This is a genomic window from Bradyrhizobium iriomotense (genome assembly GCF_030160715.1).
Lineage (GTDB): Bacteria > Pseudomonadota > Alphaproteobacteria > Rhizobiales > Xanthobacteraceae > Bradyrhizobium > Bradyrhizobium iriomotense.
Genome location: NZ_BSOW01000015.1, coordinates 1 through 25,041, shown reverse-complemented (window position 1 = coordinate 25,041; position 25,041 = coordinate 1). Strand labels below are relative to the sequence as shown.

Here is a 25,041-nt window from a genome sequence, read left to right as displayed (position 1 = left end):
TGCTGCCGTCTGAGTGTCTCGTAGAAGCTTCCGGCATTCCTGCCATCGCATATGTCCGCGAGGGCGCGCCAGGGACGCCGACAATCGTCGGTCTCCCAGGCGGCGGTCATATGGCAAGAGTATTCTATGGTCATCCCGGCAGCCGTGCTGAGGATTTCCTTGATTTTTGGCTTGAGCTACGCGATCTCGGCCTCATCGCTCTTTCCTACCCATCAGATCATCGCGCCTTTCGGCGTCGCCTCACCGATCTGACGGTGACAGATTGGGCAAATGCCGCCGCGGCGATGACGGCCAAGATTGTCAAGGCGCGAGGTTTGTGCGGTCCGATCGTGCCGATCGGATGGAGCATGGCCGGCCGTGCCTTTCGGGCGTTCAATGTCGCCGCGCGCCGTTTAGATCTCAAGGTGTCGGGCTTCATCGCACTCGCCGCGACTCCGCCAATGCCCGGCATGGGTCGCACAGAGCCCGAAGGAGAGCCGTTCACCGCGGAAGGTTTCTGGAGAACCGGAAATGATGATACAGGGCTTTCCGCCCGCAGCGAATCTTTTCTCCGCGACATCAATTGGAGGGGGACAGAGATCATCGACGCTGCCGCATACGCCGCGTACTACGTTGTGAACACTCCAATCCGATTACGGGGTGAGCCCGATCAACGGGGGGGTCTTGATCGAAATTCTCTTCTCAACACAATCGCTGACCTAGGAACTTTTGCTTACCCTGAACATCCCTTCACGGGCGTGATCGCGCCTACACACATCGCGGACGCGCGGCACGCTCTTACGGATCAGGCAACGTGGGGTTTCCTCAATAGCCAGAAGTTCTTCTCCGAGTATTCTGCCGCGAAACCGATCCCGGCGCTCGACTGGAGCCAGTTGCGAGATTTGGCCTCACAGATCCCAACCCGACTCTGTCGATATGTGGAGGGTGGTCATTTCTTCTTTCTTGGACGCGACGGCGCCGCGCAAACCACGTCACATATTCAGGATTTGTGCAAGCAGCTTGACGAATTGCAGGTGACCATGGGGCGGCTCTTGGCACCATGAGTAAAGCTAGAATGGGTTGTGGAGAGGACACCAACATTCTTGGTCGTGGCCGCTCGAGAGAAAGGGCCTTCAACATCGAAACCAACAGGGCGAATGCCTGAAGCATTCCGCCTTGGACGCAAACAGCAAAAGGCTACGAGTAAGGTGTGGCGCGATGCTGAAAGGTGCAGCTGCAAGAAAAGTGAAGATCATCTGGTGTCGTCGCTCGTGCTGCTGCGGCAGACGGGCCGCACGCGGCTGCGAGCTTGCTGCAACAGTGAATGCAGCAATGAACCCGAGGCGGAAGAGAAAGCGATAAGGGGCAGTGGCAACCCAGTCGAAGCGAAGGCCGACTCCAGAGGGTGATTACATCGCGCAGTCGTCATGAAATCGTCATTCATGGCGTCTATATGCGTCTATAAGTCTAGAAGCAAAGAGCAAGTGGGTGATGTCTCGGAGATCAAACGGCGAAAACTCGCAGCGCGCGACATGGAACGCATGGGTGGTGTCCTTTCTATCTCTGACCGGGTTGGCATCCGGCGCGATGGCCGCTGCGGCCATCACCTCCGCCCACGCCGCCACCAGCTCCCAAGTGGTGAGCATGAGACGCCTGACCCAGCAGGAATATCGCAACTCCATTGCCGATATTTTCGGTAAGGAGATCGAAGTGCGCGGTGCCTTTGAGCCCACAATCCGGATCGGTGGCCTGCAAGCGGCCAGCACATCGGTGCTGTCGGTGACGCCCGTCGGCTTTGAGTCCTTCACCAACATGGCGGACAGTATCGCCATCCAGGTGACGGGAGAAAAATACCGCGCCAAGCTTCCCTGCGCACCCAACGCCTCCAGGGAGCCCGATGACGGCTGCACTGCCCAGATACTGAGTCATTATGGGCGGATGCTGTTCCGACGACCCTTGACTCAGGAGGAGATCGCGTCCGCCGTCAATCTCAGCCGTGGCTTGGCCAAGTCGCAGAACGATTTTTATGCCGGGCTGCGCTATGGCATGGCTAGCTTGCTTCAGGCACCGAATTTCATATTCCGCATGGAAGCGGCGGTACCAGTCGGCGACAAGCAATGGACTCTGGACCCTTACAGCCGGGCGACGCGCCTCAGCTACCTGATGTGGGACTCCACGCCGGACGAGGAGCTGGTTCAGGCGGCAGAGAAGGGTGAGCTGAATACGGCCGCGGGGCTGGAGAAGCAGGTCGATCGCCTGATGGCCTCGCCGCGCCTGGACATCGGCATGCGGACTTTCTTCAACGACATGTTGGAGCTCGACACTTTTGATACGGTCTCTAAGGACAGCATCCTTTACCCCAAATGGAGCTCGGGCATCGCGGCTTCGGCGAAGGAAGAGACGCTGCGCACCACCATCGACCTCGCGCTGCATGAAAACGGCGACATGCGCGACCTGATGACCACGCGCAAAACCTTCCTCAATCGCAGCCTGGCGGCCGACTATCAGATTCCGTTCCCCTTCAAGGGCGAATGGATGCCCTATGAATTCCCAGCCGATTCTGGACGCAGCGGCGTGCTGACCCAAGCCAGCATGCTCGCCATGTTCTCCCATCCCGGCCGCAGCTCGCCCACCAAGCGCGGCGTGGCAGTGATGGACATTTTTCTTTGCGAGCCCACCCCGAACCCGCCGAACAATGTCGATTTCTCGATCGTCAATGATACCAGCGGTCGCTTGAAGACCGTGCGCGAGCGTTTGATGGCTCACGCCACCACCAGTACTTGCGCTTCCTGCCACAATCACAGCGATCCGATCGGCCTATCTCTGGAGGGCTTTGACACCATCGGTCAGCGACGCATCACGGAAAATGGCCAGCTGATCGATCTTTCGGCCAGCCTCCAAGGAAAGAAGTTTGTCGACGCGCAGGGGCTCGGCCAGTTCCTGCACGACAACCCCAAATATACCGCCTGTCTGGCGCGCAAGGTCTATGCCTATTCCCGCGGCGAGAATAGCGAGGATGTTCCGGCTTCAGCGTTCAAGGCTGCGTACAATTCTTTCGCGGATTCCGGTTTTCGCATGCGTTCACTGCTGAAGTCTATGGTCGAGGACAAGGACTATTTCAGCGCGCCCGCTCCTGAAACCGCCAGTCCCGCAAGCAAGGTCCCGGCCCAGTAGAGAGGAACCAGTCATGAAGATCGATCGCAGATTTCTGCTCCGCGGCACATGCCAGGGCGCTTTGGCCGTCATGGGCCTGCCGTTTCTCGACTGCTTTCTGGACAGCAAGGGTGAGGCGTTAGCCGCGACCGGGCGGCCGCTTCCTACGCGCTTCAATACGTTCTTCTTCGGCCTGGGCCTGACCAGCCAGCTATGGATCCCCAAGATCGCCGGCAAAGACTATGAGATGACCCCCCAGCTAAAGCCGCTGGAGGCTTTCCGCAGCAAGTTGAACGTGTTCAGCGGGCTGCGCGTCCCGCTCGACGACAACCCGAATTACATGCACTGGTCCGGCGCCGCTGCGGCTGCTACCGGCATTTCGCCCACCAGGGAAAAGGAATTCGATTCCAAGACCATCGATCAGCAGATCGCCGACGTCATTTCGCGCGGTGCCCGCTTCAAGACGGTCTCCGCCGCCGCCGCCGGCGATTCCAAGCACAGCTATTCCAGCCTTGGTGGCGCCAACGCCATTCCGGCGGAGCCCTCGCCCCTCTCGCTTTACACGCGCTTATTCGGGCGCGGCTTCCAGGACCCCACGAAGGGTGACTGGAAACCCGATCCCCAGGTGATGATCCAGCAGAGCGTGCTGTCGGCTGTGGCCGACAACCGCAAACAGGTCATGCAGAATCTCGGAACCGCCGATCGCGCTCGCATGGATCAGTATTTCACCTCGGTGCGTGAGGCCGAGTTACAGATGGAAGCGGAACTGCAACGCCCCGAAATCCAGGCCAAGGTCGCGATCCCCGACGCGCCCGCCGAGATGGTGTGCAACAATGCGTTGCCCAACCTTCGCAACGTCACGCCCTTGATGGCGCGGCTTGGCGCGCTGGCGCTCGCCACGGATCAAACCCGGGTGTTCAATCTAAGCGTCTCCGAACCTCCATCTGGAATTTTCATGCCTGGGGACTCTTTGAGCTATCACCAGACCACCCATGAAGAGCCCATCGATCAGGCTCTGGGTTATCAGCCGCGAGTGGCGCAATACAATCTCGACGTCATGGAACTATTCGCCACTTTGCTAAAGGAACTCGACTCGATACCGGAAGGCGACGGCACCGTTCTGGATCACAGTTTGGTCTTCGCCTTTACCGACCAAAGCTACGCCAGAATCCATGCGGTGGACGGTCTTCCAATCTTGGTGGCCGGCGGCGCCAGCGGCCGCATGAAGACAGGCTATCACATCGCGGGCGACGGCAGTCCTGTGTCGCGCGTCGGCCTGACGCTTCTGAAAGCCATGGGTGTACCGCTGGACGTCTGGGGCAAAGGTTCCATGCAGGTCAGGCAGCCTTACACCGACCTGCTGACCTAGTCGTATCCGTTCTCCATCAACGAGTGCGATCGCCCCATCGCTTGGGAGTGCTTTGTTCGTATGTCTGTGTTGAGCTTTCGTTGTGTCGCCGCAGCAGCGTGTGTAGCGCTTGGTGTTGCTATCTTGAAGGCAGCCGCCGGTCCGGCAGAAGTCGCTCAGATCAAGCCGCGCCAGGACAAGTTTCGCGACATAGGCGGCGCCTTGAAGGCGATCAATGACGAGCTCAAGAAGGGACGAATAGATTGGGACAACACGGTCGTGCCTAACGCCCAGACCATCAAGGACCGCAGCGCTTACCTGCTGAACTGGTTCCCCAAGGGCAGCGGCCCGGAGGCTGGCGTCAAGACTTACGCGTTGCCGTCCATCTGGCAGAAAAACGAGGACTTCGTGAAGCTGGGCAAGGCGGCTCAGGACGAAGCGGCCAAATTGAATCAAGTGGCGCTCAGCAAGAATGGCAATGCGCTGAAAACGGAGGTGGACGCGATGGGCAAGGCCTGCAAGGCCTGCCACGACAGCTATCGTTCCGGCGATTACGAAAAAGAAGATGAAGACTAGACATTCCATGACTTCGTCTGAGGCCGGCCACATGGAAACGGCGTTTGCCGACACAACGGACCTCAGAGTCTGGGACCTGCCGGTGCGCGCCTTGCATTGGTTGCTGGTCATCGGAATCAGCGTGTGCTGGTGGACTGGCATCAACAATGAACTCGAATATCACCTGTGGAGCGGCTACGCGATCCTCTGGATCGTGCTGATGCGTCTCTACTGGGGCTTGGTCGGCTCCTCGACCGCCCGGTTCGTCAATTTCGTGCGGGGCCCCAAAGCCATTCTTGACTATGCCAGCACGCTGCACCGGCGCGAGACGCCTCACAGCCATGGCCACAATGCGCTGGGAGCGATTAGTATTGTTGTGATGCTCGGCCTCGTCTTGGCGGTGGTAATCCTTGGTCTGTTTGCGGTCGATGTGGACGGGCTCCATTCGGGGCCCCTGTCGAGCTACATCAGCTTCAAGCAGGGCCGCCATATCGCGCATCTCCACTACTATTGGTTCAACATTCTCATATGGGTTATCGCTCTGCACCTGGCGGCGGTGATCTTTTACTTCATCTACAAACGCCGGAATCTCATTGGCCCCATGATCCACGGCAAGCGCCCGCCTGATGCGGGCGATGTTGCCGAAACGGAAATGGAGGGCGCGCCCCTTTGGCGATTTGTAATCGGCGCTGTCGTCGTCACCGCCATCGTGTACGCGGTGTCGATCGCCTTCTATTTCTAGCAATCCAGGGAAAACAGGCAGGGTAGAATGAAACGCAGTATTGTTACCGGGTTGGCCCTAGGCACGCTTTGCGCCTCGGCCGGAATCAGTTTGGCCGCCGATCCGTCGGTTACCGATTCGACAGCCAAGCCCGCCCAGGCTTCCTCCGACAATCTCCCCATGGTGCCGCCCGCCAAGCCGGGTGTTTTCACGGCGACAAAAAAGGGCACCGACCGGTTTCAGCTGGTGATCGCCGGCCACAAATTTACTACCCGGAGCGATATCGAAAAATATCTCGCCTATCGCGCCGCAGAACTGACCATGGAGCAGAAGGCGAGCTGGTTCACATTTGTTGAATCCCGCTCCAAAGGTGACACTGCGCCCAAGCCCGAACGCGATCCCGCAGGCCCGCGTTACAGTTTCCGCATGGAGTATTTCCGCCCGGTCTGGCGCTTTAAGACGAGCGGCTCCGCGACCTGGAAAAACTGGAGTCCTTTCGCAGGTTCAGCCTTCATCACGGATGATCCAAAGATCATTACGGATTTCGAGGCCAGCGCCGACATCGTGCTCCATGAAGGCCAGATGGATGACGCTAATCCCTTGGCTTTTGAGGCCCGAGCGGTATCCGACCTCCTGATCAACCAGGTCTCTCCGCCGGAATAATCGCAAGGAACCTCTAATGACGATTCATCGTCGCGCCTTTACTCAATTGCTCACCAGCCTTGGGGTTGTTGTGACTGCTCCTGCATTGGCCGAGGGCAAGACCGTCGAAGTTTCCATGAAGAACAGTCCCAAGGGCATGTTCGTCCCGGCAACCGTGAATATCAGCGTGGGCGACACGGTGAAGTGGACCAATCCTGGCGTCATCACCCACTCGGTCACTTTCGATCCTGCCCAGGCAACCACGGCTTCGGATGTCGCGCTGCCGAAGGGCGTGGCGCCATTCGATTCCGGCAACATCGAGGAAGACGCCAGCTTCAGCCACACCTTCACGGTGAAGGGCACCTACAAATATGTCTGTAAGTTTCACGAAGCGATGGGAATGGTTGGAACTGTTGTCGTTTCCTAAATCCTGCCGTTGGGAGAGCATCATGAAAATGAGTAGAGCGCTATTAGCTTTTGCGGCTGCTACAGCCCTGACCTGCAGCGACCCGGTACCCGCCAAGGCGGACCCTTGGACTCGCGGCTTTGTCGTGAGCAGCTATGGATATGCGTTCCGCTACGGCGGCCGCGCCGGGTTCACGCGCGGCACGGAGATCGAGCCGGGCGTAGACTGCCCGCACGGGAGCACCAATTTTTTCACCGATTCCGAGCAGCGCAGGTCCACACTCGCTCGCCAGAAGTGGTATTCACAACAGGAGATCGATTGGATCGTCGAGCCCCCCGGGCTGGACCAAATACGGGGGGACACCCACAAGGTGCGCGGAAAAGTCTTTGCCCGCGCCATTTCTTACCGCGGCTACAAGCGAGGGATCGAAACCTACGTCAATCCCTGGGCGGCGCAAGACCCGGGGCAGCCGGAGGTAACCAGCCGCATTGCTGATGGTTTCAATCTGGACGGTAAGATCGGACCCAACGACTTTGTCAGTCCGGACGGCGAGAAAGGCATTGACAACGCCTTGTACCGCGCCTGGGGATGCGATGCGCCGTGGCGTGGCAATGGCAACGCCACCCTGGCCCTGCGCTACGATACGGCGATGCTGGATGGCCTCCATACCATAGTGATCAGGATCTCCGGCCATCAGGATCCGATGAACGACAGCGATGCGACGGTCGAGATCGGCAATTCGCCCGACCAAATCGTAAGGGACGCCCGTGGTGGCGTCGGGATCGACTATTCGTACCGCATTCTGAGGTCCGCGCGGTACACTAAGCTGAAGGCGACCATCAAAAACGGCGTGGTGGAGACCGAACAGGTCGAGCATCTGCACACGCCGCGTATGGCCTATTATTATGACCAAACTGGCGACACCAATTTCACCAAGGGCAAGATACGTCTGGTCATCGCGCCTGATGGTTTGAGCGCCACCAGCCTAATTGGCGGTTATCGCGATTGGCGCGACCTTTATGGAGATGCCTCCTTCGGCGGGAGCAGCACCGCCGGCGCCGGCTCCCTGGACGAGGTATACCATGAGGATCATGTAGCGCTTTACTATGCACTCCGCCGCAATGCTGACGGCATGTATAACGAAAAGACCCGCCAGTATGATGGCATCTCCACTGCTTACCGCATGATGATGTCTTCAGCTTTCGTCGTGGACCCCGACCAGCCGATGACTATCCCGATCCGGGCGGGTAACGAATGGCGAAGGACCGTATTCGAAGCTTGCAAGACCAGCGTCGCCAAGGGCGCTGAAGCCCTCATTCCTCAGGATGTCCCGCCTGGCTGTAGAGAAGCAGCCTATCCCTACCTTGAAGGATTTATCAAAGATCTTTCCAGCAGGGATTTTATCCTTAAGACGCTAGATCGGCCTCACTATCCGGACGGAGTTGGTCTGGACCTTTGCGGGTACCCGATCGATGACCAGGGTAACCGCAAGCGCAACACCAAATACGATGAGCGATTAGAGACCTGCATATATCGGTAGCACATCAGTTGCAGTCCCCGGCAGCAAATCACTCGTCCGAGGCGGCCGGGAAGTCGGCCGCCTCGACCCTGCGGGTTGCCCATGCGGGTCGCCTAGCCAAACCAGGCTTTCCTCAAGGTTTCACTCTTAGCAAAGGATACGACTCTATGACGAGGGCGGGATTGCTTTGTGCGATTGGCTGCGCGGTAACCGCACTATTCGCGCTCTATGGGGGTAGGGAGTTGTCCCGCACTTATGGGGCAGAACAAAATCCAGGTTTGCTTGTTCACGATGACGGGGGTGTGGATGTACACGCGTTTCATTTGCCGTACTCCGCGCTGGTGAGTGACGAGGCAAAGAGAGATTTCGTTAGGCGTGAACGTTCGATGGGGCGGGTTTACGGGCTTGTGACGCCAGGGATGCCAGAGTCCAAATTTGGCGAATTGTGGGACAAAGAAGTTTGGATTCCTCTGCTGAAGGAGATCCGGCGCACGTTTCCGGTCAATATAGAGCCGGAAATGATTGGAGGGGTTCAGACAGACGTTGTGCAGCCGGTTCAGGGCGTCTCGGATGCCAACCGGCAACGCGTTCTGATCAATCTGCATGGTGGAGGATTCTCTTACGGAGCTCGCTACGACGGTCAGATAGAATCCACGCCGATCGCTAGCATAGGTAGAATAAAAGTCATTACAGTGGACTACCGAGAGGCACCGGAGTTCCACTTCCCCGCAGCTAGTGAGGATGTCGCGAAGGTCTATGCTGAGCTGCTGAAAACGTATCGTCCCGAGAACATCGGGATTTATGGCTGTTCGGCCGGAGGAAGCCTAACAGCGCAATCGGTCGCGTGGTTTCAAACGCACGGATTGCCAAAGCCCGGTGCCATTGGGATTTTTGGATCCGGAGGTAGTCTATCGAGTAAACCGGGTGACAGCGATCATTTGAATGCCTTGGCGCGTCCGAGCGCGCTTGGTTATCAAGCCAAGGTCAAGCACACCTATTTTGAGGGCACCGATCTTGATGATCCAATGGTATCGCCGGTAAATCATCCCGAACTGTTGAAGGAGTTCCCGCCCACCATCTTCATGACGGGTACTCGCGATGCGGCGATGTCATCCGCCATTACCACACACATTCATCTTGTGGAGGCGGGCGTCGACGCTCGGCTTTTCGTCTTGGAGGGAGCCACCCATTGCTCGTTTGCACAATACATTTTTAGTACCGACGTGCCAGAGCAGCACGAGGCTTGGAATATCATCGTGAAATTCTTCGACGGTCATTTGGGAAAGCAGTCCAAATAAATTGGAATGAACCGCATCGAATTGTCGGTGCTCCAACTTCTGAAAGGGTTGATTGCATCTGCGCTGTCGGCTCTTCAGCATTTTACGGCTGACCCAACCGTTGTGCGGCGCTTGCCGGCCAAGTCATACCTGCGTCGGAAGTCGCGCCGCGCGAAGTGGCCGGCAACACTTCAACCTCGCCTCGTTGCCCCGGACTGTCGCGACGGAACCGACGTAGGGCGTTATCGTGCCGATATTTGCCAAGTCCGAGCGAGAATTTTTCTGTACGTTCGTGCGCTCGCTCAAACGGTCTTGGGGATCATCTCACGCTTTGGACGAGTGCGGGGGGCGATGCCCACCGGGGAAGCTTGTGCGATCAGTCCCTATCCGCGGCTAATGCTCCCGCGGCTGTGCCGTATGACTATTATTAGCCGAATAATCGACATTCGATCGGCTTCTTCATTTTCTGGAAGTGTTCAGGATGTCGACGACTCTCGTGCTCAAGGACGTGCGGGAAAGGAGAAGATCATCGGGGTTTGCGAACGACTAGGCATACAGGGTTTTCGGCCGAGCTCGGTGGAGCGAGGCGGATTCCGTCGAAGTCCTTCGGGGCGACGGGAGGGCTGACGCGTCTGCTCCATGACACCGGCGTGCCTCGCTAGAGCGCTTACAGCTGAACGATCGGTCCCAGTGGTTGTTCTGTTGGCTTCCGACAAGAGCTGACAACGGTGCGTCGGGGCCCTCACATCCCGGCTCGCTCAACAACGCAACGCACGCTGCGATTATGCGATTGCATACGCTCTCAAGTTCTGCCGCGGGCTTTGTTAGCGGAAGTCCAATGCACGGTCGACCAGAGACGCCATCGCCCGGCACGGTGACATTCAATGCGAATCCGTTCAACAAGTAGGCTGCGAAATCGGCCTCGTTTCTGATCTCCCTTCCGTTCAGGTCAAGATAACCGATCAGGCCGGCGCACGACAGGAAAAGCAACGTACTCCGCTCTTGGACCACGCATCTCAATCCCGGTGCCTCTTCGAGTTTCTCGACCACAAAGTCCCAAATTTCGTGCAGCGCATAGTAGTTGCCGTTGCCTAGTCGACTGATGCCCATGCCTATCGCTTCTTAGATCGATTCACTTGAATTCTAGAATGATAGACCCAAAAATGCGACATAATGGTGAAAAAGATTCCGTTGCCTCCAGCTTACGAGACGCCCGCGGAATGCTCATTGAGCCGATGCCGGTTATGTACCTGGACGTGAACGAGCGCGATTCGGGGCGATCGTGCTTCACCCTGGCGGCTGGTGATGGAGGCCAGCCCCCTATGGCTAAACCGCTCTCGCCGGACCTTCGCATTCGCATTCTTTAGGCCGTAGAACATGAGAGGATGAGCCGTCGGGGCGCTGCCGATTGATTCCGTGTGGCGCCATCGACAGCAATCGAGTTGGTGTGCGAGTGGCGAAGCACTGGCCACTGTGAGGCGGGTGTGCAGGGTGGTGATGCTCGATGAGCCCGCGTTAGAGATCGCGCTCATGCATCTCAGGGCCAAGCGAGGGAAAGTCGAAAGGTGTAGGGGTTCTTCAGGATCTGCTGGCTCGGATTGCTGGGCTGGCAGGGTTTGCGAAAAGCTTGTGAGCGCGCTGCCTTGACGGACGAGAAGGTTACTATCGATCTGATGGATGAGTACGTTGCGGCTCCATCCGTGTTCGATCGCCTGGCGGGCGTACCAAGCGTGTTCCTCGGGCGCCTTGGCTGCATCAAGCAGGTGGACGTTATGGCCCAAGGCAATAGTGCAACAACCTGTTGCGCAATTTCGCCATCCGGCCACGCCTCAACGAAGGCGCCCATATACTTCAGGTTTCGGGCGGACGGCCCGGCCATCTCAGGGAAGCTCGGCCAAGATCGTCGGCTAGACGATCGATGATCTTGGCGCCCCATCCGTCCCGTTCCTGCCGCGCGAGGATATCGCGTCCAATGTTCCAGTAGAGACCGACACGATGCCCCGCCTCCGCAATCTTCCTCTTAAGATCGCTGACGAACGTCGAATAGCCTTGCGTATCAATTTCGGTCGTCGGCTTGGCGCCTTTTCGGGCCGAGAGAGATTTGGAAGGTCGCTCATGCGGACCTTTAAGCGCTTCTTCGCCAGCATGGCGCGCGCGAACTTGTTCCACTTTGCCATTCGGGCGCGCTTCTCGGGCATGTAATGCCACCGATCATAGTTTTTGGAGCTGACGTCCTGGAGCATGATTTCGCAGACGATCTCGAATCTCTTTGGACACACTGCCTTGCCGGCCAGAGAGTTGAACATTCGCCGGAGGCGCTTGCCAACACAACGGACCTCAGAGTCTGGGACTTACCGGTGCGCGCCATGCACTGGCTGCTGGTCATTGGGATCAGTGTGTGCTGGTGGACTGGCATCAACCGAATATCACCTGTAGAGCGGCTACGCGATCCTCTGGATCGTGCTGATGCGTCTCTATTGGGGCTTGGTGGGCTCCTCGACCGCCCGGTTTGTCAATTTCGTGCGGGGCTCCACGCCATTCTCGACTATGCTAGGACGCCTGCACAGGCGCGACACGACCCACAGCCATGGCCATAATGGGAGCGATCAGTATTGTCCCGGCAAGATCAGGACTGCGCTGGCGCACCAGGCCTGGCGTTCGCAGGCAGGAGATCGATCGAGTCATCGCGCCCCCCAGGCTACACACTAAGCCGGAAACCGGGGAGGCGCGCGCCACCAAATCTGGGAGCGCGCTATCACGCCGGAACCATGATACAGCAGAATTTCGCTATTATGCAGCCGATCATCGTCGGGGCACGCCCTCTGTTCGACAGGAATTCATGATGAGTAAGAATCTATACTCGACAAAGATCGCATCATTGGATTTGTCCCGCCGACCGGCTTCTTCCCGCTTTCGCACGCGTACAGGATGTAAATCTACCAGGATGTTTTTCCGGTCGCTCGCTCTTGCAGCAGGAGCGCTCGCCTCCCTATTCGTGGGAAGCTTAGCGCGGGCTTCCAGCGATCGAGCCGCGGAGCCGCCTCTAATTCTGGAGCGAGAGGGATACTTCTACGTAGGTGGCCATGAGGTCACGCTTCATGCAGGCACACTCATTGCTGACGCTATGTTTGTGCAATATCAAATCCCGAAAAAATTGAAGCATCGCTTTCCGCTTGTCTTTATAGGAGGGGGGTGTGCTTCTGGATCTCTGTCATGGCTTGGAACGCCGGATGACAGGGAAGGCTGGGCCGAATATTTCGTTCGCCGCGGCTATTCGACCTACATCATAGATCGACCCGCTTGCGGTCGATCTGCTTACTATGCCGAAGTGGATGGGCCGATCGGCGTCGGTTCGATCGAGCGTCTGGAGAAGTTCGTCAACAATCCTGATCGCTACCATTTGTGGCCGCAAGCGAGACTCTTCACCCAGCGCCCCGGCAATGGAAAAGAAGCGAGCGACGTAGTCTCCCGGCAATACCTGTCTCAGCCCATGGCGAGTATCGCAAATGGGCGCCAAGCGGATGAAATGACGCAATCTGCGTTAGCAGCATTGTTGGATAAAGTGGGTCCGGCAGTCCTGGTTGCCTTCTCCCACGGTGGGCAGTTCGCGTGGCTCGCTGCAGATGCGCGGCCTCGCTTGGTTAGGGCCATTGTCGCGCTTGAGCCCGCCGGTCCTCCGTTTAGAGACGATCCGATTGTTGCTACAAGCAAACCGTCGAATGATGCGAGCAGCCGCCCTTGGGGGTTAACAGACGCTCCCTTCACCTACGATCCACCCGTGAAGACTCCTCTGGAGCTACGGTTGACCGACGAGCCTGCTGCAGCCCCAGATCTTATTCCATGTCGGTATGTTGACGGACCTTCGAGGAGGTTGCCGAATCTGGCGGGTAAACCGGTTTTAATTTTGACAACCGAAGCCAGTTATCACGCTCGATACGATAATTGCACGTCACGATTTCTGACTAGGATGGGAGTTGCCAACGATCATCTCCGATTAGGCGAAATCGGAATCCATGGCAACGGACATGGCATGTTGGGGGAGAAGAACAATCTCCAGATCGCAGCCGTAGTCGACGCTTGGCTCAAGAAGCATACAGCGAAGTAAGATAGTCGCGCAGGCGACATCGAAGTTCGGATGAAAATGGTCGACGATTCGTTGAGAGCATGAACGCGAAGCATCTCTATTCGTCGACTGTAGGCAGAAGGGAATATTCCCGCTCGCATAGAATGTCAGGAAAGTCACAATGAGATTCCCCAGTGTCTAGTTTAGGATGGCACTCGAAGAAGCATGAACGGGGTGCATAGAAATGATGTCAGTCGAGCCCCCGGGGCTGCGCCGTTCGCGGGGCTTAAACAATCGCGATCGAACCGTAGCGATGAGTCACGATCCGCGCACCCTCTCGCGGAACACTCTTATACGTCGCTACTGACGCGGCATCATAGTGTTCACGGCTTGAAATCGCTGGGAAACTGGTGGTGAGAGCTGGCTCCGGAATTCTGGACAGGGCGATAAGTGGAGTTTCTGCCTGACGGCGGGCAAGATTGTCCCGCGAATCAGGAGAGACGATGAGCAGACGAACCCGTCGGCAGCACGCACCGGCATTCAAGGCGAAGGTGGCGTTAGCCGCGATCAAGGGTGAGATGACGCTGGCCCAGCTGGCTGAGCATTTCGACGTGCACCCGAACCAGATCACGCAGTGGAAGTCCCAGCTTCAGGAAGCGGCGGCCGAGGTATTTGGTGCTGGCGGTGGCAACAGAACGAGCGAGCCCGCGGTGGACGTGAAAACGCTGCACGCCAAGATCGGGGAGCTGACGCTGGAGAACGATTCCTAAGAAACGGCATCGCCGACGTGCGGCTCCAAGGGCTGGAGAACGAAGCCGAATGCCTTGGCACGCCGATGCAAATTGTTGACCACTCGCGTCCGGTAGCGCGTCTCGTAGGACGAGGCCCCGGGATCGACATAGTCCATTCCGTATCGCACAGCATTGTAGAACAGAACTGCGATCTTGCGGGCCGTGGCGGTCACTGCCTTGGCCTTACCGATGCGCGATGAAAGTCGCCTGTAAAAGGCGCCGAGCGCAGTATCGGTGCGTCCGACGGTGACGGCAGCAAGGCGCAGAAGCGCCGCCGCCCGGCCGCCGGATCGGCGCGTTCGGGACGAGAGCCTTTTGCCGCCGGAGACCTTGTTGCTCGGCGCCAGTCCTAGCCAGGAGGTAAAATGCTTTGCGCTTGGCCACGAGGAGAGGTCGTCACCGCATTCAGCGATCAGCTTCAGCGAGAGGTAAGGACCGAGGCCGTCGATCGTGGTGATGTCTTTTCCCAGCGCGAATAGCGCCTCGCGGACGTCGAAAGCTAGAGCGTTCGCCTGATCGGTCCGATTCCGACGCAGCGAGGCCGGCGGTGCTGGTCCATGACCACGACCGCGATGGTTGCTCAGTTCCTTCAACACGGCTTCGATCCGGGCGTCGCAGGCAGATGCCTTCTCGTGGTAGGTGTCGTAAAGCGCAAGTGCCTGCTCGAGCGCAAACAGATGCTCGGCGCGGTAGCTCCCGGTGAGCGCCTTCGCAATCGTCTCGGCACTGGAGTGGCAACTGTAGTGGCGCAAGCACGCCCCCGCGGGTCACTTCAAATTCCTCCGGGTATGGTCAGTCAAATTCCTCCACCCGCGAGGCAGGACGTGGTGATTGTTAGTTTGCCTTTGTTTCCCGGGCAAGAGTTTCAGCGGCCTCTTTGAGCCGATAGCTGCGTCCGTCGAACTCAAGCAGATGGCAATGATGCATCAGGCGATCGAGGATCGTCGTGCTCATGGTGTTGTCCCCCAGGTATGTCCCCCAGTCCTGCACGACGCGATTGGAGGTAACGATGACGCTGCGGCGCAGTTTGTAGCGCTGATGGATCAGGGTCTGCAGCAATGCGCCGGCGTCGTCAGGGATGGCGCGTGCGAGGAACAGATCGTCCAGCACGAGGAGGTCGCAGTCGATGATGGTTCGCAGCCGGACCTCGCGTTGTGCCGGGGAGTTCATGGCGTAGCGGTGGAAGAAGTCGTCGGTCTCAAGATACTGGACCTTGTGGCTTTGCAGGATCGCCCGATAGGCGATCGCCTTGGCGATGTAGGACTTCCCGGTGCCAGGTTTGCCGACGAGCAGCGCGTTTTCGCCGGCGGCAATGAACGCCAGGGTGTGGAGCTGGAAGCAAGTCTGGCGCGGCAATCTGGGATTGAAGGTCCAGTCGAACTCGGCGAGCGTCAGTTTTTCGTCGAGTCCGGATTGCTGGTATCGTCGCTCGATAAGGCGGGACTGACGACGGTCCAGTTCGTCCTGCAGGATCAGGGAGAAGGTCTCGAGGAATGGCTGGTTGGCGCCCTGCGCCTGCAGCACGCGCGTCTGCAGCGTGTCGCGAACGCCCGACAGGCGCAGCTGTCGCAGGCAACGCTCAATTTCCGGCATGGTCATCATGTGGTTTGGTCTCCAGTGTGAGGTGAGAAGCCGCGGGAGCGCTCGTGGCGCCGGAGCTGGCCGGGGTTGCGCAGGCGCCACGAGCGCGGGTTGCAGGGGTGCGGTCGCCGTGAGCCTCGGCCTGCCGGCCATTGTCGCCGGCATCGTGCCGCACGGCACGGCTGAAGAGATCGCCGTATTCGGCTGGAGCGCGGATCAGCGGATGATCCTGGGTGAGCGACGATGCCGGCTGTGGCGTCGCTCCAACCTGCGCGATCGCCTGTTCGAACAACCGCTCGACGGTCGCACGCACGTGCTTGTAGCGGTAGATGCGGTTCTCGACGGCGTGCGCGCAGGCTTGCTCGACCAGCCGTGCCGGATACTTCCGGCCCAGCCCGACAATGCCCCACATCGCGCGCTGTCCGGGGCGCCCCTCGGTGTCGAACACTTGCTGGCACAGCGCCCTGGTCTGCGGCCCGATGCGCTCGGCGCTCGCCAGCAGCACGGCGGTTTGCCGCGACGGATTGAACGGCCGTTCGCTGGTCGGCAGGACGACAGAACCGGAGTGCGTCATCCGGGGATGAACACGCAGCAGCGCATGGGTGTGGCGATCACGGATCTCGATCGTGGAGGCGTAGATCCGCACCACGACCTGACTGCCGATGGGCGCAGGCCGCGCGGCTAATAGCTGCTATCAACACGCACGGTGGTATCGTCGCAGACGGTCCGAACGACCTCGGTGAAGATGCGGAAGGCAGCCACTGGCAACGGCCGCAGGTGTGGCTTCTCCTCCTGGAACATCGCCTCGACCTGACGACGCGTGCTGCCGTGGATGCGCTTGGAGGCCCAATTCTCCTCCCAGTGCCTCAAGAACTCGTTCTGGGCTTCCAGTGTCTCGAAGCGCCGTCCAGCCAGCGCGGTGCCCTGGGTATGTTGAATCGCACTCTCGACGCAGCCTTTCCGATTGGGATCGGCCACCCGCGCGGGATCGGCGACCACGGCGTAATGAGCCAGCATCGCGCTGTAAATCGGGTTGAGCTCGGGCTCGTACAAATCCGGCTTGAGGACGCCTTCCTTCAGATTGTCGAGCACGACATAGCTGGGGACCCCGCCAAAATACCGGAACGCCTCTTCGTGGAGCTGCGCCCAGACCTGTTGGCTGGACTTCCAGACCACCCGCCGGAAGCTGCGCCGCGAGTAGCGCAGCGTCATCACGAACAGGCGGGGACGGCGGTACCGCCCGCTCCTGGGATCAATCGTCAGAGCGCCCTCGCCATAGTCGACCTGGGCCTCCTCGCCGGGCAGGAACTCAAGTCGATCAAACTGCTCGGGATCGCCGTGTCGCAACGTGCGCACAAACCGCTTGACGCTCTGGTAGCTGGACGGAAAGCCAAAATGATCGACCAGGTCCTGGTAAATCGCCTGCGCATTCCGCTTCAGGCGGACCTGTTCTTCGATCCACGTCCGATGCGGTTCGCAAGCCGAACGGGCCAGGCTGCTGGTGACCGTCGCTCCCGATGCCCCAGAAGCCGGTGGTCGGGGTGGAGGAATTTGGCCGTCCACGCTCACCGGGCCGGTGGTCACTTCCCCGGGGGAATTTGCCTCCGCACCGGCCCGCAGCGCCCGGTAACGCCGGATCGTCTTGCGATCGATCCCCGTCAGCCTATGGATCTCGCGCTGGCTGGCGTTGCGATCGAGTAGCGTAAATACCGTGCTTTGCAGGTGTGGCTTCAAGACGTTCAACTCCCCGGCCCCTTGCTGGCTAAAGGGACCGAAAATAAACGTCCTGCCTGACCGGCTACCGCTGTTCAGCGGCGCTGACCGTGATCATCAGGTGGGGGAGTTTCATGTGACCATACCCGGGGGATTTTGACCGACCCACGGGGAGCACGCCAGCGCCTCGGGATCGCGCTCGCCGGCAAGGATCGCGCGTATGATACGCAGGCCGGTCGCGCCGGTGATGTCGGCGACGACGTGGTGGAGCTGAAGATTCATCTCCGTCAAGGCCTTCTGCATATGCTGGATGTGTGAGGCCGCGTACTCCAGCAGACGCTCGCGCTGACGCACGTAGGCTCGCAGTTCGGCAATCTGCCCTTTGGGCTGAAAGCTGGCCCGCAGCAACCCGAATGAATGGAGCCGCTGCAGCCATTGCGCATCGCTGACATCGGTCTTACGCCCCGGCACGTGCTTGGCATCGCGCGCGTTGACAAGAAACACGGTAAATCCCCGGGCATCGAGAAGCTCGAAAATCGGAATCCAGTAGACGCTGGTCGATTCCATGACGACGGTCTCGACGCCGCATTCCGTAAACCAGTCGACCAGCCGATGCAGATCGGCCAGTCGTCGGCCCATCAGGTGCTGCACAACAGGGAGAGCAGCGCGCTGCAATATGCCATGCGGGATCGGCTGACGGCGCTTGGCTGGTCGCAGATCGAGGTGATCGACGACGATCTCGGCCGCTCGGCGGCTGGCTCCGTTCAGCGTGCTGGATTCGAGCGGATGGTCGCGGAGGTGTGCCTCGGCAAGGTTGGCGCCGTCTGCGCGCGTGAGGTCTCCCGCTTTGCCCGCAACAGTCGCGACTGGCAGCAACTGATCGAGATGTGCCGCGTGGTCGACACGGTGCTGGTCGATCAGGAGACCGTCTATGCGCCGCGCCACGGCAACGACCGCCTGCTGCTCGGGTTGAAAGGCAGCCTGAACGAGTACGAGCTTGACCTGTTGCGCCAGCGTTCGCTCTCGGCGCGCTACGAGAAGGCGCGCCGCGGCGAACTGGTCGTCGCGGCACCGGTAGGCTTTGTGAAGGCCGGCGATCGCTACGAGAAGGATCCAGACCGCCGCGTGCAAGACGCCATTACCCTGGTCTTCGACAAGGTTCAGGAACTGGGCAGCGCTCGTCAAGCCTTGCTCTGGTTCCACGAGCATAATCTCGAACTTCCGGTGAAGCAGAACAATGGCGATGTGGCCTGGCGGCGGCCGAACTACGCCGCCATCCACCAGATGATTGAGAACCCCATCTACGGCGGCGCCTATGCCTATGGTAGGACTGCGGTTGCGGTAGGCTATGGAGCCAACGGTGCCAGCGTGAAGATTCGTCGCAAAGCACGCAGTGACTGGCTGGCGACGCTTGGGCAAGCGGATCTGGCTATGTACGCCGCCGATCCAGTGGACAATCAACACGATCTCGCCTGCCTCCTGATCGATGTCGGCGACCACCTCCTGGATGAGGGTGCGCACAATGCGCTTCTTCAGGCGCGCGTCTGTCGTTGGGGCGGCCCAGACGGTCTTGAGGTCCGTCGCGAGTGCGGCAAGCGCTGTCGGGGCGGCTGATGCCAAATGCCCATGAGGGCTACGTCAGTTGGGAGAAGGCCGAGGCGATCAGGACGATGGTCAGCAACAACATTCCCACCAGCCGTCATCATGGCGCCGCCAAACATGGCAATGCGCTGCTGGCCGGCATGATCCGGTGCTTTGCGCTCCAGATGATGGGGCCGAATCTTGTCAGAGATCATGACCGTCCTCCGTCGTTACGGCCGTCTTGCTCTTGTCCGCGTGTTCCAGGATCAGCTGCGCCATCAGGTTGGTCAGCGTGCCTTGCACCTCTGCCGGCAGCTCCGGCCAAGCCGGTGCTCCGATGACACCGCTGGACTGGCCGCTTGCGAACAGGTCCATTTGCGGCGCCTGGCGCCGCTGATCCTGCCTGTGCCGACTCCGCTGCGCTGGCGGCCGGCGCGCCATTGTCGTGGTCTTGCCTGACATGGGCCTCTCCCCGATTCGGATCGCGAGAGGTCATGATTGCGCCAGAAAGCAAGGCGTTCGATGATGCGGTGCCCGCCTTCAACACATCCGACAGAAGGCCCGCTAGCACCGACAGCGCTGATGAATCGACATAAGGCGTGGTGGTGACGACCGAATCATCCGCGCAAGCCACGCGATCGAACATCCAGGCAGGAATCTCAAGCCACCGAGTCGCGTCGGAGCCGCTCAGCGTGCAGCGGAAAACAACATCATCCGACTTGGCGATCGCCTGGTGGACAAACACCGGCTGACCAAACCACGGATGCCACCGATACAAGAGCTCGCGAAAACCGGTCCCGTGGGTGTTATCAAGCTGGGTTGTACAATGGCCGGCGTCCCCACTCGAGCCTTGACCGCGGCACCCCGGATCAAGCTTACTTCAACCCGCTGCCATTCCGCGCGGCAGCCTAACTCTGGCAGAAGCTCCACTTATCGACGCGGAATTGCTGTTCAGACAACCGAGACCACCTCAGTGGCCATGGGCGCGACTTGTGCTGCGTTTTGAGTGACGGGCCTCCCTGCCTACAGCTTCACCGGTAGTGCGACAACGGTGTCAGTCCTTCTGTCCGGGACACCATCTGTCGCAAACTGCTGCCCTGTCGACCCGCTAGCGCTGAGAACGCGCTATCGCGCTGTTGAATGCTGACTAGCACCCTTCCAAATAGCTCATTCCTACCCGAACAGGTAGTATTTAGATCCATTGTTAGTGCGGTATTCATCACCTTAGTAGATCGCCGTATGGCCTCGGCTCGGCTCAGTTCATCACGAAACGTGCAGCAATGACAAACTTAGTTGATCCGTTGCAAGTATCACGCTTCCTTCAAGGATATGATGACGCCGCAGCCCAGATCATCATGGGCGTCGAAAAAAAATAACGACGTCCCGCTTTTAACGGCTGCTCGACTGTATGATCGCACGACATTGTTGCATAGCGTCTTGTTCAACCGGCATTGCGCAACCGGCCCGGAGTTCGACTATGTGACCGCAGTACACCGCCTCGCAGTACCTCGGCCGAGGGCATGACCGCCATCCCAAAAGTGGCAAAACGGCTGGCGTTGCCCTCATCGCGCGAACTTTTCTCGATTGGCGATCCCACAGACATCCTATCTCGGAAGCCTGCTGTTCCTTAAACGGACCCCACTGAATGCGTAAACAATTTCTGTTCTCGGCATTCCTGTCCGTGTTTTCGTTGGTGGCTTCGGTGTTCGCGGCGGAGGGGATTCTCCGCCTCAAGGACAGCTCAATGAAGAACTACGATATCGAGATGTGGCGATACGCGCGGGAGCTGAAGACTCCAAGCCCGCGACCTGAGCTTGGTCACGATCACGTCAAGAATGCCTCTGCGATTCTCGAGTCCGTCGAAATCCGGACAAACGAATGGAAGTTGCGCGGGGGCCCGGTTTTGCCCCGCAATCACGTCAGCCGTCGAATTTTGTTTCTGGGCGGCTCGATTACGCTTGGCTGGGGGGTCCACGAAAGCAAAACGATCACCTCCCGCGTGGAGGCGGCTCTGCGCGAAAAAGGCGAAAGTGTCGACGTACTGAACGGCGGCGTCGGCAACTACAATGCTGAACGATACGTACAGCGCTTTTTTTACGAGCTTGAAGGGTTGGAGCCGACCGATATCGTCGTGCAGTACTTCCTTCGCGATGCAGAGAAGCTCGACCCAACAGCGGCCAATTGGTTCCTGAGACATAGCGAGCTGGCGGCAACAATTTGGATCGCCATCAACAGACTTCTGAACAAGTCTGGAGAGCACTCACTCGTTGAACACTATCAAGATGTCTATCGCGATAGTCAGCCGGGCTTCATCGAAATGCAGTGGCAACTTCGTCAACTGGCCGAGTACGCTGGCAAGAGGAATATTCGCCTGTACCTAGCCATGACACCGGATGTTCACAACCTAAATGCTTATCCGTTTGGATTTATTCACGTCAAGATGCGATCAGTTGCACAAGCGGGCGGATACAAATTCGTCGATTTGTTGCCTGCGCTTGGAAGACTCTCTCCAGAACAAATCTGGGCTATGCCGGGAGACCCGCACCCCAACGCGTTAGGTCACAAGCTAATGGCAGACGCCATTCTTCCCGTTCTCAATCAGTAGACGGGAAACGCGAACGCAATGCTTTTTTCCGATCCGGTCTTCTTTCTGTTCTTCGCTCTATATTTCAGCGCTCATCTCCTGACGCCGCCGCAATATCGACTTTACCTTTTGATCTTTGGAAGCACCGTATTCTACGCTTGGTGGAAAAACGAGTACGCTTGGCTTCCTTATGCATTAAGTACTATTGCGTGGGGTGGCGTCCTCTGGATCGAGCAAGCCGAAGCTCCTCGTGTTCGAAAGTGGCGGCTCTTCCTGGTTCTGGCCGTCCTGTTTACGCCGCTTGTGGTCTTCAAATACGCTCACTTCCTGATTTACGACGTCGCTGGGGGATTCACGGCGGCATGGCCACACGTTTTCCGTGGTGAACTTCGATTCTCGCTTCCGCTTGGAATCTCCTTTGTCACGTTCACGCTCACGGCCTATGTGGTCAACGTGTATCGTAGACAATTTCCGATCGAGAGCCGACTCACTGCAATTCTCGGCTACGTGTTGTTCTTCCCTCACCTGATCGCCGGCCCAATCCTGCGGCCGCACGAACTTCTTCCTCAACTCTCGAAAGCAAGCAGAGCGCTCGATGCCCGCTTTACTCTTGGCGCTTCTCTATTCGTCGTTGGGCTTGCCAAGAAACTAATCTTTGCGGATGGGATTTCGCCATATGTCGACCTCGCTTACGCGCCCGGCGCTCACGGCGCGTATGATTATCTGCTCGCTATATATGGCTTTTCGATGCAGATTTATTGCGATTTCAGCGGATATACCGATATGGCCGTTGGCCTTGCGTATCTCTTGCGCATTCGTCTACCTCGCAATTTCCGGTCTGCCTATACGTCAAAATCGATCATCGAGTTCTGGCGCCGGTGGCATATCACATTGTCGCACTGGCTGCGCGACTATCTTTACATAGCTCTCGGGGGTAACCGACAGGGCGCCGCCCGGCAGCTTGCCAATCTGATGATCACCATGCTGATCGGTGGCCTCTGGCACGGCGCCAACTGGACGTTCGCTATCTGGGGCGGCCTGCATGGTATCGGCATCAGTCTCAATCATTTGTTCAATCGCGTTTGGCCGAACGCCAAGTTGCCTGCCTGGCTAGGGATCATCACCACCTTTCACTTCGTCACGATCGCCTGGATCTATTTTCGGGCTCCGACTCTCACGTCGGCACATGAAGTTCTCGCTGGACCGTTCATCAGTTCATCGACAGGACTCCGGGCGTTTCTTTCAGAGCATGCTTACCCGCTCGTACTTCTGCTGGCATTTCTTGCGGTACATCGATTTGATGACCACGCAAGAGTTCGACTGGCTGTCAGAAGAGCCCAGAAAACTGTCGTCTGGGCAACCTTGTTGACAATCTCTGTTCTCGCGATCGCGGTGAGCCAAGGCAGTTCAGCCAAGTTTATCTATTTCGACTTCTGAGCTCGAGAGCCGAATTTCCGTCTGCTGCCAGCGCGACACTCCTACTATGATAGCCAAGGTGAGCGTCACGAGAGGATCACCGGTGCCCGGGCTTGACTTGCGCGGAATGCTCTGGATAGCGCGGTCGGGATGATTGACGCCGCCGGCGCGCGGTGATGGGGTGATCCTGGTTCGGAGCGGGCATCGAGGATCAGAATGACCAGCGAGTCGCAGCTGCGCGAGAAGCTTCGGAAGATCGAAGCGTTGTTCGTGGGTGCCGGAACTGCTGGTGAGCGCCTTGCGGCGGAAGCCGCGCTGCGGCGGGTGCGGGCCCGGGTCGAGGAACTCGCCCGCCACGATCCACCGGTCGAACAGCAATTCTCACTTCCCGACCAGTGGTCTCGGCACCTTTTTCTGGCGCTTTGCCGCCGATATGGGCTGCGGCCGTTTCGTTATCGCCGGCAGCGACGCAACACGGTGATGGTCCGTGCGTCACGGGGCTTCGTCGATCGAGTCCTGCTGCCGGAGTTCACCGAGCTGGAGGGTGCGCTGCAAGTGTATCTGCACGAGGTGACACTGCGCGTGATCCGCGAAGAGATCTACGACGACGCCAGCGATGCGCAGGAAGTTCCCGACGCCTTGCCGTCGAACTGATCAAGCGGCGAGCTTTGCCCTCCGAACCGTCGCGCTCGGCTTTCCAGTTCCACGGCAGCAGCGTGTTCAGCTGATTGATCTTGGTGCGTCCGGAGACGATGCGCTCGAGAACATCAGTGAGATAGTGCCGCGGGTCGATGCCGTGAAGCTTTGCCGAGTTGATGAGCGATGCGAGAGTGGCCCAGGTTTCGGCGCCGCCCTCCGGGCCGGGGCCATAGTGCCGGGTTTCTGACATTCGAAGCCGTGATCACCTATCCGTTCCACCCGCTGGCCGGCCGGATGGTCCTGGTGACCGGCGACCACGAGCACGACGGTGTTCATTATTTCCTGATTCGGCAACCGCATGGCGGCTCCTTCCAGGTGCCAGGCTGGATGTTCGATCCATCGGCATGTTCGACAGTGATTGTAACGATTCCCCGCCTTCCCGTCAGCCAACTCCTTCAACTGCGCAATCTGGTTGATCATCTCGTACCTTGTCGTCCGGAGGAAGAAAGCCCCGGAGGATTCGGCGATGAGAAGGCAGTGTCGTACGCAAATGGATCTGTTCCTTCCCCTAACCCAGCCCAGCGACATGATTGGCACCGAACGCCAGAAGGCGTTGGCCCTTCTGCGAGCATTGCTGATGGAAGCGGCGACGAAGCCGGCCAACGAGCCTCCAGCCAGCGGCAAAAAGGGAGCAGGCAATGAATAAGATCACGCCCGCGCACCTGGCTCGCGCCGCGTTCGTGTATATCCGCCAATCCACAGCGTATCAGGTCGTCAACAATCTCGAGAGCCAACGACGCCAGTATGGCTTGGTCGAACGCGCGCGGCAGCTTGGCTGGGAAGACGTTCAACTCGTCGACGATGATCTCGGCCGATCCGGTGGCGGAACGGTCCGACCGGGCTTCGAGAAGCTGCTGTCCGCGATTTGCGAAGAACGGGTTGGCGCCGTGGTATCGCTCGAGGCATCACGCCTTGCTGCCGATTCCGAGGTCATCGCGCGCACCGTACCGAGTTGATGGCGCGCGGGGTTCCGAAATGATCGCGCGCAGCGTTCCGAGCATTCTCCGCGCAGC

General features: G+C 58.8%; 19 protein-coding genes and 7 pseudogenes. 17 read left to right on the top strand and 9 right to left on the bottom strand.

Annotated elements, in window-relative coordinates:
• The first annotated feature begins 110 nt into the window (after positions 1-110).
• The 9 genes from QQL28_RS21640 to QQL28_RS21600 all read left to right on the top strand — a co-directional run bounded on the left by QQL28_RS21640 (position 111) and on the right by QQL28_RS21600 (position 9,621).
• On the top strand, positions 111-1,043 hold the full coding sequence (locus QQL28_RS21640; protein WP_284268505.1) for a hypothetical protein: 933 nt from the start codon (positions 111-113) through the stop codon (positions 1,041-1,043).
• Positions 1,044-1,524: 481 nt separating this feature from the next.
• Positions 1,525-3,153: a DUF1592 domain-containing protein gene (locus tag QQL28_RS21635; RefSeq protein WP_284268503.1), complete on the top strand. Its 1,629-nt coding sequence runs from the start codon at positions 1,525-1,527 to the stop codon at positions 3,151-3,153.
• Between the two features lie 13 nt (positions 3,154-3,166).
• On the top strand, positions 3,167-4,501 hold the full coding sequence (locus QQL28_RS21630) for a DUF1552 domain-containing protein (protein WP_284268501.1): 1,335 nt from the start codon (positions 3,167-3,169) through the stop codon (positions 4,499-4,501).
• A 123-nt stretch (positions 4,502-4,624) separates the two neighbouring features.
• A complete protein-coding gene (locus tag QQL28_RS21625) occupies positions 4,625-5,056 on the top strand; it encodes a c-type cytochrome (protein WP_284268499.1) in 432 nt (143 codons plus the stop codon).
• A 31-nt stretch (positions 5,057-5,087) separates the two neighbouring features.
• On the top strand, positions 5,088-5,777 hold the full coding sequence (locus tag QQL28_RS21620; protein ID WP_284268498.1) for a cytochrome b/b6 domain-containing protein: 690 nt from the start codon (positions 5,088-5,090) through the stop codon (positions 5,775-5,777).
• A 27-nt stretch (positions 5,778-5,804) separates the two neighbouring features.
• Positions 5,805-6,419 (top strand): CC0125/CC1285 family lipoprotein, encoded by a 615-nt coding sequence (locus QQL28_RS21615; protein WP_284268497.1) that lies wholly within the window; start codon positions 5,805-5,807, stop codon positions 6,417-6,419.
• Between the two features lie 16 nt (positions 6,420-6,435).
• Positions 6,436-6,825 (top strand): cupredoxin domain-containing protein, encoded by a 390-nt coding sequence (locus QQL28_RS21610; RefSeq protein ID WP_284268495.1) that lies wholly within the window; start codon positions 6,436-6,438, stop codon positions 6,823-6,825.
• Between the two features lie 22 nt (positions 6,826-6,847).
• Entirely contained in the window at positions 6,848-8,344 is a 1,497-nt protein-coding gene (locus tag QQL28_RS21605; protein ID WP_284268493.1) for a hypothetical protein, read from the top strand.
• A 221-nt stretch (positions 8,345-8,565) separates the two neighbouring features.
• Positions 8,566-9,621, top strand: coding sequence for an alpha/beta hydrolase (locus QQL28_RS21600; RefSeq protein WP_284268491.1), 1,056 nt, complete (start codon positions 8,566-8,568; stop codon positions 9,619-9,621).
• Positions 9,622-10,802: 1,181 nt separating this feature from the next.
• On the opposite strand, the gene QQL28_RS21595 is transcribed toward QQL28_RS21600, so the two are convergent.
• The 3 genes and pseudogenes from QQL28_RS21595 to QQL28_RS21585 all read right to left on the bottom strand — a co-directional run.
• A complete protein-coding gene (locus QQL28_RS21595) occupies positions 10,803-11,426 on the bottom strand; it encodes a DUF1016 N-terminal domain-containing protein (protein WP_284268489.1) in 624 nt (207 codons plus the stop codon).
• A gap of 25 nt (positions 11,427-11,451) precedes the next feature.
• Positions 11,452-11,769, bottom strand: a complete 318-nt coding sequence (locus QQL28_RS21590) for a DUF1016 N-terminal domain-containing protein (protein ID WP_284268487.1) — start codon at positions 11,767-11,769, stop codon at positions 11,452-11,454.
• Positions 11,724-11,915: pseudogene (locus tag QQL28_RS21585) on the bottom strand (site-specific integrase); the annotation flags it as partial. The gene QQL28_RS21590 and the pseudogene QQL28_RS21585, both read right to left, overlap by 46 nt.
• 629 nt (positions 11,916-12,544) lie before the next feature.
• Here QQL28_RS21585 and QQL28_RS21580 point away from each other — a divergent pair.
• Both QQL28_RS21580 and QQL28_RS21575 read left to right on the top strand, forming a co-directional pair.
• The gene (locus QQL28_RS21580) at positions 12,545-13,705 is read left to right on the top strand and encodes an alpha/beta hydrolase (protein ID WP_284268485.1); all 1,161 of its coding nucleotides are present in this window, start codon (positions 12,545-12,547) and stop codon (positions 13,703-13,705) included.
• 461 nt (positions 13,706-14,166) lie between these two features.
• A pseudogene (locus tag QQL28_RS21575) lies at positions 14,167-14,427 on the top strand (transposase); the annotation flags it as partial.
• 2 nt (positions 14,428-14,429) lie between these two features.
• Here QQL28_RS21575 and QQL28_RS21570 read toward each other — a convergent pair.
• The 4 genes and pseudogenes from QQL28_RS21570 to QQL28_RS21555 all read right to left on the bottom strand — a co-directional run.
• Positions 14,430-15,212 (bottom strand): annotated as a pseudogene (locus tag QQL28_RS21570) (transposase); the annotation flags it as partial.
• 76 nt (positions 15,213-15,288) lie between these two features.
• Positions 15,289-16,056 (bottom strand): IS21-like element IS1631 family helper ATPase IstB, encoded by a 768-nt coding sequence (gene istB / locus QQL28_RS21565; RefSeq protein ID WP_284268483.1) that lies wholly within the window; start codon positions 16,054-16,056, stop codon positions 15,289-15,291.
• Positions 16,034-17,814, bottom strand: a pseudogene (gene istA, locus QQL28_RS21560) (IS21 family transposase). Before istA ends, istB begins: the two are co-directional and overlap by 23 nt.
• Before the next feature lie 111 nt (positions 17,815-17,925).
• Positions 17,926-18,384 (bottom strand): annotated as a pseudogene (locus QQL28_RS21555) (IS110 family transposase); the annotation flags it as partial.
• Here QQL28_RS21555 and QQL28_RS21550 point away from each other — a divergent pair.
• Positions 18,361-19,362, top strand: coding sequence for a recombinase family protein (locus QQL28_RS21550; RefSeq protein WP_284268481.1), 1,002 nt, complete (start codon positions 18,361-18,363; stop codon positions 19,360-19,362). The pseudogene QQL28_RS21555 and the gene QQL28_RS21550 overlap by 24 nt on opposite strands.
• 171 nt (positions 19,363-19,533) lie before the next feature.
• On the opposite strand, the gene QQL28_RS21545 is transcribed toward QQL28_RS21550, so the two are convergent.
• Complete coding sequence (locus tag QQL28_RS21545; protein ID WP_271590966.1) at positions 19,534-19,791, bottom strand: hypothetical protein; 258 nt, start codon at positions 19,789-19,791, stop codon at positions 19,534-19,536.
• Between the two features lie 1,183 nt (positions 19,792-20,974).
• On the opposite strand from QQL28_RS21545, the gene QQL28_RS21540 reads away from it, so the two are divergent.
• From QQL28_RS21540 to QQL28_RS21530, 3 genes are all read left to right on the top strand, one after another.
• Positions 20,975-21,934 carry an SGNH/GDSL hydrolase family protein gene (locus QQL28_RS21540; protein WP_284268478.1) on the top strand — a complete coding sequence of 320 codons (960 nt, stop codon included), beginning with the start codon at positions 20,975-20,977 and terminating at the stop codon, positions 21,932-21,934.
• Between the two features lie 18 nt (positions 21,935-21,952).
• On the top strand, positions 21,953-23,350 hold the full coding sequence (locus QQL28_RS21535) for an MBOAT family O-acyltransferase (RefSeq protein ID WP_284268477.1): 1,398 nt from the start codon (positions 21,953-21,955) through the stop codon (positions 23,348-23,350).
• A 195-nt stretch (positions 23,351-23,545) separates the two neighbouring features.
• Positions 23,546-23,983: a hypothetical protein gene (locus QQL28_RS21530; RefSeq protein WP_284268475.1), complete on the top strand. Its 438-nt coding sequence runs from the start codon at positions 23,546-23,548 to the stop codon at positions 23,981-23,983.
• Positions 23,984-24,008: 25 nt separating this feature from the next.
• Here the strand turns inward: QQL28_RS21530 and QQL28_RS21525 are convergent.
• Positions 24,009-24,179, bottom strand: a pseudogene (locus QQL28_RS21525) (transposase domain-containing protein); the annotation flags it as partial.
• 47 nt (positions 24,180-24,226) lie between these two features.
• Between QQL28_RS21525 and QQL28_RS21520 the strand changes: the two are divergent.
• Both QQL28_RS21520 and QQL28_RS21515 read left to right on the top strand, forming a co-directional pair.
• Positions 24,227-24,670: a DUF5372 family protein gene (locus tag QQL28_RS21520; RefSeq protein ID WP_284268473.1), complete on the top strand. Its 444-nt coding sequence runs from the start codon at positions 24,227-24,229 to the stop codon at positions 24,668-24,670.
• Positions 24,667-24,945 (top strand): annotated as a pseudogene (locus tag QQL28_RS21515) (recombinase family protein); the annotation flags it as partial. The gene QQL28_RS21520 and the pseudogene QQL28_RS21515, both read left to right, overlap by 4 nt.
• Between the last annotated feature and the right edge of the window lie 96 nt (positions 24,946-25,041).